At 55.0% G+C, this 13,781-nt stretch carries 9 protein-coding genes; 5 read left to right on the top strand and 4 right to left on the bottom strand.

Going from position 1 to position 13,781, the window contains the following annotated elements; translation table 11 throughout:
• The first annotated feature begins 155 nt into the window (after positions 1-155).
• From infB to SH248x_RS12575, 4 genes are all read left to right on the top strand, one after another.
• Positions 156-3,032: a translation initiation factor IF-2 gene (infB, locus tag SH248x_RS12590; RefSeq protein WP_459554632.1), complete on the top strand. Its 2,877-nt coding sequence runs from the start codon at positions 156-158 to the stop codon at positions 3,030-3,032.
• 129 nt (positions 3,033-3,161) lie between these two features.
• Positions 3,162-3,617, top strand: a complete 456-nt coding sequence (gene rbfA, locus SH248x_RS12585; protein ID WP_459554631.1) for a ribosome-binding factor A — start codon at positions 3,162-3,164, stop codon at positions 3,615-3,617.
• Between the two features lie 182 nt (positions 3,618-3,799).
• Positions 3,800-4,708 (top strand): hypothetical protein, encoded by a 909-nt coding sequence (locus SH248x_RS12580; RefSeq protein WP_459554630.1) that lies wholly within the window; start codon positions 3,800-3,802, stop codon positions 4,706-4,708.
• Positions 4,709-5,020: 312 nt separating this feature from the next.
• Positions 5,021-7,237 carry a tetratricopeptide repeat protein gene (locus SH248x_RS12575; RefSeq protein ID WP_459554629.1) on the top strand — a complete coding sequence of 739 codons (2,217 nt, stop codon included), beginning with the start codon at positions 5,021-5,023 and terminating at the stop codon, positions 7,235-7,237.
• Positions 7,238-7,431: 194 nt separating this feature from the next.
• On the opposite strand, the gene pelA is transcribed toward SH248x_RS12575, so the two are convergent.
• The 4 genes from pelA to SH248x_RS12555 all read right to left on the bottom strand — a co-directional run bounded on the left by pelA (position 7,432) and on the right by SH248x_RS12555 (position 12,463).
• On the bottom strand, positions 7,432-8,442 hold the full coding sequence (pelA, locus tag SH248x_RS12570) for a pectate lyase (protein WP_459554628.1): 1,011 nt from the start codon (positions 8,440-8,442) through the stop codon (positions 7,432-7,434).
• Positions 8,443-8,511: 69 nt separating this feature from the next.
• Positions 8,512-9,420 (bottom strand): nucleoside triphosphate pyrophosphohydrolase, encoded by a 909-nt coding sequence (mazG, locus tag SH248x_RS12565; protein ID WP_459554627.1) that lies wholly within the window; start codon positions 9,418-9,420, stop codon positions 8,512-8,514.
• A gap of 95 nt (positions 9,421-9,515) precedes the next feature.
• Positions 9,516-10,226 carry a 3-keto-disaccharide hydrolase gene (locus SH248x_RS12560; protein ID WP_459554626.1) on the bottom strand — a complete coding sequence of 237 codons (711 nt, stop codon included), beginning with the start codon at positions 10,224-10,226 and terminating at the stop codon, positions 9,516-9,518.
• Positions 10,227-10,411: 185 nt separating this feature from the next.
• Positions 10,412-12,463 (bottom strand): ABC transporter ATP-binding protein, encoded by a 2,052-nt coding sequence (locus SH248x_RS12555; protein WP_459554625.1) that lies wholly within the window; start codon positions 12,461-12,463, stop codon positions 10,412-10,414.
• A 301-nt stretch (positions 12,464-12,764) separates the two neighbouring features.
• Between SH248x_RS12555 and SH248x_RS12550 the strand changes: the two genes are divergently transcribed.
• Entirely contained in the window at positions 12,765-13,520 is a 756-nt protein-coding gene (locus SH248x_RS12550; RefSeq protein WP_459554624.1) for a YebC/PmpR family DNA-binding transcriptional regulator, read from the top strand.
• The last annotated feature ends 261 nt before the right edge of the window (positions 13,521-13,781 follow it).

Here is a 13,781-nt window from a genome sequence, read left to right as displayed (position 1 = left end):
AAGTTGGTGTTCCTGAAAAGATTCAGCCAGATCCCTGTCGTCTCTTCCAAGACGTCTCTGGGGCTCTGGCAATCTTCCGTTAGTAGAGAACAAAATGGCCAGACATCCTCCTGATGCCTGACCGACACAACGACCCGCGAAAGGACCGTGTTCCCTTGAAAATTCGAATCTTCGCCCTGGCGAAAGAATGGAATCTGGACAGCAAGGATTTGATCAAGCACTGCAACGATGCAGGTGTTCCGGTCAAGTCGTCGCCGCTGTCCAGCATTTCGCCAGAAGAGCGAGACCTGGTCTTGGATTACATCAACAAGCTAGGTGTCAATCAGTCATCCGCCGCGCCATCAAAGGCGACTCTGGCTCCAGTGCGTGAATCAGTCACTGAGCAGCAGATTGGTAAGGTCCGCGCGATCAGCGCTCAGGGACGCGGTAAGCCGCAACGTGCCGAATCATTTGATGATGAAGACGACGACCGTGGTGGCACGATCACAGAAGAGCCAGAACTCGAAGACGAACCCGTCGCGATCGAGGAAGAGGAACCAGCTGACGATTTCATCGAAGAAGAAATCGTTGCTGAAGAAGAAGAGATTGAGGAACCAGTCGAGGCTGTTCCTGAACCGGTGGCTCGCAAGGAGGCTCCTGTTGTCGCTGCTCCTCAGGCTCCAGCAGACGTTGAAGTTGCTGAAGAAGCCGAAGAAGAGCCAGAAGACGAAGGAGAAGGGGATGCTCCTGAAGCAGAAGCTGCTGCAACTCAGGTCCATGATCAACCAAAGGGTGCCCCTGCCAAGTCTCCTGGTCTGATGAGTCGTGAAGCGGCAGCGGCATCGGCATTGTCACGGATTCGGGAAATGCGTCCCCGCGGTGCGATCACCGATATCGCTGATCGTAAACCTCCCAAGCAAAAGCCGAAGCCGTCACTGCCAACGCTGGCACTTCCGCCGAAGTATAAGCCAGGCGTTCCCAAGAAGGACATGACAGCTCCTGCTCAGCGTCCAGAAATCAAGTTGAGTGCGGAAGTTCTTGAGTCGAAGAGCCCTCTGGCTGCTCACCTGAAGAAGAGTTCCGAGCAGAAGAAGATCAAGATCACTCGCGATGGCGATATCGATACTTCCGATTCGCCGATCAAGCGAGGTCATGCGGTCTCCGATCCACGCGAGGCCCGTAAACTGTCTCGCACGAGACGAGTCGGTACAGGTCGCAGCGATGATGATGAAGAGCGTATCTCTCGCAATTACCGACGCCCGAAACAGCGTCGGGGGAGTGTCCAGGTCGAACTCAAGTCGACTGCAGAAGTTGAAGTTCCAGTTTCGATCCGTGCTTTCTCGGAAGCGCTTGGTCGACCAGCGAAAGACATCATCCGCGCTCTGATGAGCAGGGGACAGATGGCGACGATGAATGACTCCCTCGAAGAAGAGGAAGCCATCGAAATCGCCATGGAACTCGGCGTCGATCTGAAGATCAAGCAGCCATACAACGCTGAAGACGAGCTCGAAGAGCGTATCAATCTGGTCATTGAGGATCACTTCAAGATTCCTCGTCCGCCGATCGTGACGATTCTTGGTCACGTCGACCACGGAAAGACGACCCTTGTCGATACCATCCGTTCTGCCAACGTGGCCGGTGGCGAAGCCGGGGGAATTACCCAGCACATCGCTGCTTACCAGGTTGATCACCACGGCAAGAGAATCACCTTCGTCGATACGCCCGGTCACGCGGCGTTTGGCGAGATGCGTGCCCGCGGTGCGAACCTGACCGACATCGTCGTTCTGGTTGTCGCTGCTAATGATGGGGTCATGCCTCAGACTGAGGAATGTATCAGTCACGCCAAGGCGGCCGGTGTTCCGATCATCGTCGCGCTGAACAAAGTCGATCTGCCCGGTATCAACGAGCAGAAAGTCCTCCAGCAGCTGGCTTCTCACAATATCCTCCCAGCCGAGTGGGGGGGAGATGTCGAAGTTGTGCGGACCTCTGGTCTGGCGAAAATCGGGATCGAGAACCTGCTCGAAACGATTCTCCTCACGGCAGAACTCCACGATTACAAAGCCCTTTCCGAAGGTCCTTCCGACGGCGTCAGCCTCGAAGCCTTCCGCGATGAAGGTCTGGGACCAATTGCCTGGTCGATCGTTCGTCAGGGTGCCCTCGAAGTCGGCGATGTTGTCCTCTGCGGTTCGACCTATGGTCGTATTCGTTCGATGTTTGACACCAAGGGCCAGGAAATCTCCGTCGCGACGCCTTCGACTCCGATTCGTATCGCTGGTTTGAATGCGGTCCCCAATGCGGGTGACCACTTCTACGTCATGGACGATATCGATCAGGCACGCCAGATCGCCGAAGCCCGACAGCAGCGAGGCCGTTCTCAGAAACTGGCTCGATTCGGCGGGCCTCGGAAGCTGGAAGATATTCTCAGCAGCCATCAGGGTGTCAAAGACCTGCCTTTGATCCTGAAGGCAGATGCTCCTGGATCACTCGAGGCTCTCAAGTACGAAATCGGCAAGATCGATCATGCCGAAGTCCGCGTGAAGATCCTTCACGAAGGGGTCGGCGGAGTCAACGAGTCCGATATTTATCTCGCTTCAGCGTCTTCTGCGATCATCATTGCCTTCCACGTCATTGCGGACGATCGCACGATGGGACTGGCTGATCACGAAGAAGTCGAGATCCGACGTTACGACATCATTTACGAAGTCACTGATCACATCCGTCAGGCCCTCGAAGGCATGTTGACTCCGGATCGCGTCGAAGTTTCGACCGGCCGTGCGATCATCCTGCGTACCTTCGACATCAGCCGCATCGGACGGATTGCCGGTTGTCGTGTTCTCTCGGGAACGATTGAACGTAACAGCCGTATTCACGTCATTCGGGATCAGAAGATTCTCAACAACTATGGCATCGCCTCGCTGAAACGCGAGAAAGACGACGCCAAGGAAGTTCGAGAAGGTTTCGAATGCGGTATTCGCCTGGATGGTTTCAACGACATCAAGGAAGGCGACCTGCTTGAAGCCTTCCGTATCGACGAAATCAAACGCACGTTGTAGGACGAGGGCTTAGGGCTTGGGGATAAGGGCTTAGCAAAACTAAGCTTTCCCCAAGCCTCATCCTTTCTCTCAACTGCTCCCTTCTCCTCCGGCTAAGCCCTAAGCCCCAGTACCTAAGCCCCAATCCCCATGACAACCCGTCGCCTCGCCAAAGTCGAACGCGCCATCCGCGAAGCGATCAGCACTGCTGTTCTCTTCGAACTGCGCGATCCTCGCGTCTCCGGCGTGACGATTCTTCGAATTACTGTCGCTCCGGATCTGCTCGTGGCCAAAGTCTACGTCTCCATTATGGGAGACGAGAAGAAACAGAGTCTTTGCCTGCACGGCCTGCGCTCGGCTCGTGGTTTCCTTCAAAAGAAGGTCGCCGACCGGATTCAGACCAAAAACACCCCCATTCTCAGCTTCGAACTCGATGACTCGATTCGGATGAGTGCAGAAGCCTCTCGAATTCTGCGACAAATGACTGCTGAAGGAAAGATCACTGATTATTCGGAAGGCGACGACGAAGAAGTCGATTCCGAAGACTCATCTGATCTGACCGATGAGCATGAAAATCATCGTGTTGAGGATGACAATTCCACTTGACCCATATAACCTTACGTAAAATCCTCGATGTTCGGGAAAGCCCGCTGACCGAGGTCTTCCCTAGGTTATCTTCCCCACGTTTTGATACGATTCCCCCCGCGACCTGACGATAGCATTTCGGATCCGCCTCTCGCCCGGCCCGAACAGGATGATCTTCAGAAACTAAGGTACGAGCAACGACTATGGTTGTCCAAAAGGTGAAAGCAGCAGATCGTCAAGGCATCATCACGAAGCTGATTCCACCCCTGAAGAAAAAATACGGCAGTACGCAGCCCAAAGACGATCTCGGCGTGCTCGAAGCTCTCCTGTTCTCCATCTGCCTGGAAAACAATTCTCAGGAACGCGCCGTTGAAGTCTACGAATCGCTGCATCAGTCATTTCACGATCTGAACGAGATCCGTGTCAGCTCGATTTCCGAAATTCAGGCTGTCTTCGAAGGCATTGAACAGCCCGAATGGCGTGCCGTCCGTGTGCGTGAACTGCTGCATTACATTTTCGAGAAGCAGTACACCTTCGACATGGACTTTATGCTCAAGAAGACTCTTGAGCAGTCAGAGAAGATTCTCCAGCAGGTTTCCTCTTTGTCGCCATTCGTCAAGCACTACGGCTTGATGTACAGCTTCGGCGCCCACCTGTTCCCGCTTGATGATTCTCTCCACAACGCTCTGCAGTGGCTCGGCCTGGTCGAAATGGGTTCCAACCTTGCCGATGCAGAAGGGCAGATCAAAGCCGCTGTCCGCAAGTCGGAAACCGCACAGATCTTCCACCTTCTCCACGAACTGTCGACTGACGCTCTGTACTCAGAAATCTTTGCCCAGGTCCGAGACGAAGGTGCCGAAGAAGCCGATCTCTTCTCGGCTCACAAGCGTCTTGCCGAACTCTTTTCTGATCCTGCCTCGTTCCGTCGCAAGAAGCCCAAAGCAGCAGCTGCCAAGAAAGTCGTCGAGGAAGAAAAGCCTGTCGCCAAATCAGCTGCAAAAAAGCCAGCAGCGACTGCGGCTCCTGTCGATAAAAAAGTCGCTGCCCCCAAGAAGCCCGCGACGCCACCAGCCGCCGCTGCCAAAAAGCCGGTCAAAAAAGCCAAGAAGTAATTCTCATCGCTTCTGCACCCCAGTCCGTTTCTACTCTCTCGGGGAGCGATATTCTTTCCTTCTCCCCCGGGGAGAAGGTGGCGGCGCTTCGCCGACGGATGAGGGAACTCTGCGAATTGAATAGAGCCTCCATTCCCGTCCCTTGCGCTCTCAAACATTTGCTGTCGACGCCCCCTCTGCTTCCTCGCGATCTCCTGTAGCATTCGACGCGCCCGGTAAACTATCATCATCGTGTCACACGACTTCACAGCGCGATGTCCTCATGCGCATCAACATACGGCTGGCTTGCCGACTCGACGGAAGGAAACTCCAATGCTCAAGTGGAAGATGTCACTGAAATCTCTCAGCCTGGCGATCATGCTGGCTGCCTCAACGACGACAATCGTCTCGCCAGTTCTGGCCCAGCAACCTCCTGTCGCAGAAGCTGTTCCGCGCCAAATTGCGGACGATGTTTTCGAGCCGATCGATCAGGAAAAGCCAGACGAACCCAAAGACATCAAACACTCGCAGGCGCTGGCTCACTACCTCGCCGGTCGTTCGCTGCAGCTCAAAGGCGACAACGCCGCAGCTTACGACGAATACAAAATGGCGATCGCGGAAGAGCCCGAGTCACTTGAGATTCTCGAAGTCCTCGTGCCACTTGCCTTCGCTCTTCAAAAGAATGACGAAGGTCTGAATTACGCCAAACAACTCGTTGAGTTGAATCCTGAGAACATTCAGGTCCTGCGTCGCATCGCGATGCTGGAAGCCAGTCAGGGTCGAATTCAGCAGGCAATCACCTATTACAATCAGGCACTCGAAGCCAAGAATCTTGATAAGAATTCGATCGTCTTTGTCACGCTGCAACGCGAACTTGGCGAGTTCCATACGATCCTGGGCAATCACGCAGAAGCATCCAAGGCATTTGAAGTTCTCTTCGACGCCATGCAGAACCCGGATCGTTACAACCTGAATCTCAACGCCCGAGCGGCTTTGCTTGTTAATCAGGCTCAGACCTACGAGCGTCTCGGCCAGACATTTGTCCTTGCCAAGAACTTCGATCTTGCGACTCAGGCCTTCAAACTGGCGGTCTCGACCAGTCGCAAGAATCCCGCGCTGCTTGGCTACTACATGGCGATGGTTAATGCCGAGCAAGGCGATTTCGAAACGGCTTTGACGGAAGTCAACAAGTACCTCGACGCTCACTTGAACCTGTCCGGGGAAGCACCTTACAACCTTCTCAAACGCATTTATACCAGTCTTGGAAAAGAAGCAGAACTCCTGCCGCGCGTCGAAGCACTCCTGAACGACGACAGCCGCAATCGCCCGCTCAACTACTTCGTCGCAGAGCAGTACATTGAAGCGAAGCGTTATGACGATGCCCGCAAGATTCTTGAAACTCAGCTCAAGCGACGTGATAACCAGCCCGCCTATCAGGGACTGCTGACGATCGCCCGTCTTCAGAACGAACCGGCCAAGTACGTCGACTATATCGGCGATGCACTCACCTCCGGCGAAAACACTGATCCGCTGGAAGCAGAGCTTGAGGTCGCCGCGCAAGAAAAGCCGTTTGTGGAAAGCGTCATCAAGGTCGCTTCGGAGCGCGTCGCAGCCTCTCCTCCGAAGATGAACTTCGCCCAGGCGTATCTCGTCGGGAAGCTCGCCAAAGAAGCTGACGACATCGATGCCGTCAAGAAATTCTTCCTGTTTGCCATCGCTGTTCAGCCACAACCGAATATCCGTCTTTACCAGGAATTGGCCAGCTACCTGATCGAAAAGGAGCAGTACGCAGAAGGAACGAAACTCCTCCTGGATGCTGCCAACCGTCCCGAATTTGCTCAGCAGAAAGCAGCGTTGTTTTATCTAGCCGCCAATGCCCTCGAACTCAATCACGAAACGTCACGGGCTCTCGAGACGATCAAGGAAGCTCAACAGATCGATCCGGATAACTTCGAGTTTCTCTTCTTCGAAGGCTGGATTCACTACCACGCGCGACAGTTCGATGAAGCCATCACGATTTTCAACAACCTGCTCGCCGACGTTGAAGGCAGTAACGACGTTGAGACGGAAACCCGCATCACGCTGACGCTTTCCAATGTGTACATGATGATGGGGCGTTTCGATGAATCAGAGAAAGTCCTCGAAGAGATTTATCTCAAGAATCCCGACGACACGACCCTCAACAACGACCTCGGCTATCTCTACGCTGACCGCAACAAGAACCTCGACAAAGCCAAGGAGATGATCCAGAAAGCCCTCAACGACGAGCCAGACAACGGCTCGTATCTAGACAGCATGGGCTGGGTCCTCTTCCGCCTGGGGGAATACGACGAAGCGATCAAGCAACTCGAGAAGGCTGTCGAAAAACGCGATGGCGGCGATGAAGTCATCCTCGACCACCTGGGCGATGTCTACGAAAAAGTCGGACGCAAGGACGACGCCATCCGCGTCTGGTCGAAAGCACTCGAGTCTTCTGAAAAAGCGGGTGACAAAGCAGACCAGAAACTCCTCGAGTCGCTCAAAACGAAACTCGAAAAGATCAAGCAGTAATCAGCTGCTCTCGTTACAGAAAAAGACCAGCGATAATCGCTGGTCTTTTTTTTATGCCCGACGTTTTTGCTGAGAGCCATCTTCTTGCTTAAGCTATGCCAGAAGAGTAGGGTGATGGTGAGTCTTCGAACCGCACCAAAACGACATTCATTCGCACAATTGGTGCGGATCGATCGCAAAGCCTCACCAGCACCCTACGGTGAATTAGAAACCTGCGGCTTCGCTTGCCACTCCTGAACCTTCGCCCTTAACCCCACTCCCCAGTCTCCATACCACGCATATCCTTCTCGTCGCTCTTCGTCGAGCTCTTCCAGCGTCCCGACGATCACGCCATCTCGACGACCAAACACAGCCTGACCCGTCTGGATGTCATAAAACCTCGCCCATAGCAACGGTCCATTCGGGTCTGGGTAAAGCAGTATTGGCTTCCCTTTGTTGCCGTATCGGTAACCGGAGATCGCATTGGCTTCAAACCACGCGACAGCTGACGTCACAGCAGGATCAATCTCGTCTTTTCGTCCGTCCACTGTCACCAGGAAGCGAACCACTCCTGCACTCTCCGCAGTCGCCAGTGAAACCGGCTCGAACTTCCGTGCGGCCACTGGTTTGAGGGAGTCCCGATCATACTGAGCTGCCCAGATTGTTTTCTGGTCGTTGATGACAATCTGCAGTTTCAACAGCAATTCAATGCCTTTCGCCAGTTTCTCTCCCGCTAATTGGCGACGGGCCTGGTCGACCCAGGCAAAGTCTTTGGCGGGCAGGCTCACATCTCGAAGAAGCCCTAGCAGATTGACCATCAGTTGGTCATTCAGCGTTATCTGCCCTGTATAATTCTTTCGTGGCGGATAGTACTGCGGCCAACCCCCGTTCTCGTACTGTGCTTTGAGAACGAGATCCAGCCCGTGATTGAATGCCGTCGCAATTCGTTCGTCTGGCTTCACTCGCTGGCACCGGGCCAGAAAGCGCAGTTCAAATGTTGTTGCTCCGTTATCGAACGTCTCGTCGAGTAATTCCTGACCCCGCTCATTCGGGGGCGTCTTTGTTGTGTCGACATTCTTAGGCCACCCGCCCGCCTGCGTCTGCCAGGCAAGGATGTTCTCGACCACCTGGTTGCGCTCGTCTGATCGATACCACTCCCAACTCTTTGCCGCGAAGTCCTTCCAGTTTGCTGTTTGAACCGCGTATGCATGTTCAACGAGTTGCATGAAACAGCTGATCGCTACACTCACTAGAAATAAACGTCTCATGTTTCATCCTCGAACGGATTGTCTATTTCACACGGACTTCACTGAGCTTTTCTCACGAGCTTTTTCCAGCTGATAATGCTCCTCCATCTCGACAAGCGATGCCTGACTCATTTCAATCCCTGCCGCAGCCAGTCCACGTTCGATCGCCTGAAAACGGCGTGTAAACTTCGCATTCGTCTTCCGCAAGGCTTCTTCGGGATTCACACCAAACCGACGGGCGATATTCGCCAGGACAAACAGGACATCCCCCAGTTCACTCTCCACACGATGCTTCAATTCATCATCGCTAATATGGACATCCTTCGTGTGAGCCTCATTGACATCGACCGCATGCACCGGCGGCTCCGACGACCCATAAAGCTCTTCGCACAACTCTCCCAGCTCTTCCTTCAGCTTGTCAAACAGCATATCCCGATGTGGAAAATCATACCCGACATCCGCCGCCTTCTTTTGAATCCGAGCCGCCTTCGCCAGCGCCGGCAGATCCTTCGGCAGTCCATCCAGTAACGAAGTCCGCTTCGGCTTCTCCGCCTTCTTGATTTTCTGCCAATTCGCAGAGACTTCCCCAGCCGTCGTCGCGGTGACGTCTCCAAACACGTGCGGGTGACGACGGATCATTTTCTCCTTGATCACTCGGACGACATCCGTCAGCGAGAACCGCCCTTCATCCGTCGCAATCTGAGCATCGAGAACCACCTGCAGCAGCACATCTCCCAGCTCTTCGCAGATCTCGACATTGTCATTCGAGTCGATCGCTTCGAGCAGCTCGTAAGTCTCTTCCAGCGTATAAGGCTTGATCGTCTCCATCGTCTGCACGCGATCCCAGGGACATCCCTCAGGGCTCCGCAGCTTCGCGATCACCTCCACCAACTGACGCACCTCCGGCCCCAACATCTCCCACTCCGGCGGCGTACCCTGTTCTCGTGCTTGACTCATGGATCTCTCGAATCACTCCTGCGTGTCCAAATAAAAAACCTGCGTTCAGCTAAGCGTAACGCAGGTCTTTATTCTTGGAAGATGTCAAATGCAAATCAATTCGACTTCCGCTCGTCCGGCAACTCTTTAATTTTAATATTGCGATAGCGCACTTCAATATCCGAGTTCGGATTCGAGTGGACCTGCAGCGCGATGAACCCCTCAGACGTCATGTCGTCTTGCAGATCCGCACAAGGGACACCATTGACCCAGGTCTGCAGATGGTCACCAACGAACTGAATCTTGTAATGATTCCACTCGCCAACCTTGAATGCCTTGCGCGCATCGGCGTGCTCGTCCCCTTTGAGCTCATACAACCAGCCACGACGTGACTCATCGTAAACACCCCCGCTGAACGCCCGGGGAGAAGGATCAATTTCCACCTGATAGCCATGCACAATGCCGGGCTTGATCTTCTTCTTGACGATCTTGTCCCCTTGCTTCATTTCGACTTCGCCTTCTTCTTCATAGGCGTTGCTGCGAACCTGAATCCCGGCATTCATCTCGTTCGTCTTAACGTCGAGCTCCATGACGAAGTTGTGATACATCTTGTCCGTCGCCAGAAAGCTGTTGGGCTGCCCTTTGACAGTCTTCCCAAGAATGGTGTCCTTGTCTTCGACTTCAAAAACAGCCTTTCCACCACGCTGCGTCAACCCGGTGAAATCCTTGCCGTTGAAGTAAGGCTGAAAACCAGACTCAGCAGTCTCCTGCGCAAAAATACTCGTCGACGAGACAGCCAATAACGCTGCAACAAACAAAGCTCTCATGGTGTGACTCTTTCGTGGAGAGGGTAGGGGAGCCGAATTTTGTCCCTTCTCCCTTGAGGGGAGAAGGTGCCCGAAGGGCGGATGAGGGTGAGCGATAGGCAACAGTTGTCACTCAACATCGCAAGTGACGACAGACAACAAGTGTCTTGTCAGATTTCGCGATGAGGATGTTCTCTCCTCTTATCCTATCCATCAACATCCGCCTCTGCCAACTCGGAAGTCGCAGTTTGACGCTGGATCATATCCAGGTATTTACCTCCTTGCGAAATCAGCTCCTCATGCGTCCCTGTTTCGAGAATTCGCCCATGCTCGAGCACGACAATCAGATCCGCATGACGAATCGTACTGAGTCGATGCGCAATTATGAACGACGTCCGCCCCTTGAGTAATTCCTTCAGCGACGCCTGGATATACTGCTCGCTCATTGTGTCCAGATTGCTCGTTGCTTCATCCAGAATCAGAATCCTCGGATCCGCCAGCACCGCCCGCGCGATCGCCAACCTCTGTCGCTGTCCACCCGACAGCTTCACACCCCGCTCGCCGATGACCGTGTCATACCCATTCGGCAGCGACAAAATAAATTCATCCGCATACGCTGCCTTCGCTGCGACTCGAATCTCATCCAGCGAGACATTGCGACGGGCATACGCAATGTTCTCCGCGATCGTCCCGTCAAACAAAAAGACATCCTGCTCGACGACCCCCAACAGGCTTCGATAGTCATCGAGATCGATCTCTCGAAGGTCGACACCCCCCAACTTCACCGCTCCGAGCGTCGGATCATAAAACCGCGCCACGAGATTACACAGCGTCGTCTTCCCCGCCCCCGAATGCCCCACCAGCGCCACCGACGACCCAGCCGGTATCGCCAGGTCAATCTCCCGTATCGCCCACGGATGCTGGTCCGAATAACGAAAAGAAACCCCTTCAAACGACAACGCCCCCTGAGTCAGAGCAGGGGACAACTTAGCTCCCTTCTCCCCCCGGGAGAAGGTGCCCGACAGGGCGGATGAGGGCAACGCGCCAGTACTCTCACGAGCGCGCGAAACACCTTTGAGGGCACTACTCCGCGTTCCCGCCTCCTCAAACTCCCGCGGCTCCTGCAACAAATCCAAAACCCGATCGAGCGCCGACAGCGAATTCTGAAAATTCCCCGCACTCTCCGCCAGCACCGCCAACGGCTGCAGCAACATCAGCACATAGACCAGGAACATCATCAAATCCCCAATCGTCAGCGTCCCCTGCAACACCTGCCACCCACCGTACAACATCAGCCCACAAGTCGCCGCTGGGATCAGCAATTCCCAGATCCCCTCCAGAATCCGCGCCCACCACCAGATCGAAACCTCCTGCCGTCCCAAAAGGTTGTTGCTGTTCACAAACCGATACGATTCACTCCGCTCCCGATGAAACGCCCGCAAGACCCGCATCCCGCCAAACGACTCCGTACTCTGCGCATCAATCTCCTCGCGCCGCTTGCGGATATCTTTATACCGTGGGCGTATGTGATGATCCCAAGTCCGATGCGTCAGATAGACCGCCGGCACCATCACCGTCGCCCCGATCAGCAGTCGATAATCAACCCACGCCAGAATCACCACCGACCCCATCAGCTGTACAACCGCCCGCCACGGGTTGTAGAGCATCGTAAACAGCAACTCCCCGACACTCCCCCCATCCTCTCGCAACAGGCTCGCCACACCCCCCGACCTGAGATCCTGAACGCGAGATAACGGCAGACGAATCGCCTGCTCAAAGGCTTCCTTACGAATCCCCAGCCGGACTCGCAACGACGTCCACGTCGCAAACCACCTGCCCGTCAGCGCCAGTAGGATGTCCAACAGCGAAATGACCAGCATTCCCGTCGTCACCCAGATCAACAAATGCCACCGATCACTCGGCATCGGCAACGACGCAGGCCAGACCCCCTCCAGCGACTTCTCGCCCAGCACATAGTCCACAATAATCTTCGTCCCGGCGGGCGGGATCAACTTGATCAGCGTCGAGACCGTCACCGCCGCCAGCGCGACGACCACCGCCCACTTGAACGGCGCGATGATCCCCAGATACGCCTTAATCAACTCCCACGCCGACCGCGTCCGCACCCGCTTGCGAAGATCCTTCGCCTCGCCCGTGTCCTGCTCTTTGGGATCTGGCTTCTTCTTCAGCTTCTCCGTCAGCTTCTGCTGATAATCAATAAACCGCCGTCGACTCGAAGTTTGCTGCAGTCTGGTCATGTCATCTTTCAATAAGTGATTTCTACCCACCCATTATAGACACCACCGAATAACGAGAAACCCCCACAAACTGTCCCTTCTCCCTTGAGGGGAGAAGGTGCCCGCAGGGCGGATGAGGGTGGGGCATAGGCACTCGTGCGTTTTCATTCGCTTATTGACGCCCAAAATCAACTCCCCTCAGATCGTTCCCGAGTCGCATGAACCTCCTTCCCGAAACCTTGGCCATCTTCTCACCAATCTGCTAAGATACTCCCGTCCACAAACTCCTCGTTCAATTCCATTCTGGAGCAGTCTCCCGTCTATGGCAGGGCATTCCCACTGGGCCAACATCGCCCACAAGAAAGGTCGCGCGGACAAAAAGCGTGCCGCCGTCTATTCCAAGTTGAACAAGGCGATCATCGTCGCGGCCAAGCGTGGCGGCGGTAATCCTGATGCCAACCTCGCGCTCCGCTACGCGCTCGACAAAGCCCGCAAGCAGAACCTCCCGCGCGATACCATCGAACGCGCCATCAAAAAGGGAACCGGCGAACTCGCGTCCGACAACTTCGAAGAACTCCTCTACGAAGGCTACGGCCCCTTCGGCGTCGCCGTCATCTGTGACGTCCTGACCGACAACCGCAACCGCACCGCCCCCGAAGTTCGCAAGATCTTCGAAACCTACGGCGGCAACCTCGGCGCCACGGGCTGCGTCGGCTGGATGTTCGATCGGAAAGGAATGTTCCTGATTCCCGCGACTTCGACGACCGAAGACTCCCTCATGGAGATTGCCCTGGAAGCCGGTGCCGACGACGTCAAACTCGAAGGCGAGTCCTTCCAGGTCCTCTGCGCCGTCGACCAGTTTGACACCGTCTCCAAAGCGATCGAAGCCGCCGGCTTGACAACCACTGTCAGCGAATTCGCCCGCATCCCACAAAACACCGTCGAACTCGGAGGCGCCGAAGACGCCAAAGCCATCCTCGAACTCATGGATGCCCTCGAAGAAAACGAAGACATCCAAGCCGTCACCGCCAACTTCAACATCCCCGAAGAGGTCATGGCCAACTTAGCGAACTCTTAGGCGAGCGGGGGGTGTCAACCCCCTGTCTTCCTCCCGTCTCTTCTCCCCCGGGGAGAAGGTGGCAGCGCTTCGCTGACGGATGAGGGACTTCTGAGAATTTCATAACGCACACCCATCGTCCCATCTCCCTTGAGGGGAGCGGCATTACGTCCCTTCTCCTTTGAGGGGAGAAGGTGCCCGAAGGGCGGATGAGGGTGAGCGCCAGGCAACAACAGACTTCCAACGTCCCAAACAGCATCAAGCAACAAGCAGCGTGCTGGT

This window comes from Lacunimicrobium album (assembly GCF_052161635.1).
Taxonomy (GTDB): domain Bacteria; phylum Planctomycetota; class Planctomycetia; order Planctomycetales; family Planctomycetaceae; genus SXPC01.
Note: the sequence above shows the minus strand (reverse complement) of the source record. Positions and strands in the feature narration are given on the sequence as shown.

Coding starts and splice junctions, on each gene's coding strand:
- rbfA (WP_459554631.1), top strand. CDS start 3,162: ATGACAACCCGTCGCCTCGCCAAAGTCGAACGCGCCATCCGCGAAGCG.
- SH248x_RS12580 (WP_459554630.1), top strand. CDS start 3,800: ATGGTTGTCCAAAAGGTGAAAGCAGCAGATCGTCAAGGCATCATCACG.
- SH248x_RS12575 (WP_459554629.1), top strand. CDS start 5,021: ATGCTCAAGTGGAAGATGTCACTGAAATCTCTCAGCCTGGCGATCATG.
- pelA (WP_459554628.1), bottom strand. CDS start 8,442: ATGCAACTCGTTGAACATGCATACGCGGTTCAAACAGCAAACTGGAAG.
- mazG (WP_459554627.1), bottom strand. CDS start 9,420: ATGAGTCAAGCACGAGAACAGGGTACGCCGCCGGAGTGGGAGATGTTG.
- SH248x_RS12560 (WP_459554626.1), bottom strand. CDS start 10,226: ATGAGAGCTTTGTTTGTTGCAGCGTTATTGGCTGTCTCGTCGACGAGT.
- SH248x_RS12555 (WP_459554625.1), bottom strand. CDS start 12,463: ATGACCAGACTGCAGCAAACTTCGAGTCGACGGCGGTTTATTGATTAT.
- SH248x_RS12550 (WP_459554624.1), top strand. CDS start 12,765: ATGGCAGGGCATTCCCACTGGGCCAACATCGCCCACAAGAAAGGTCGC.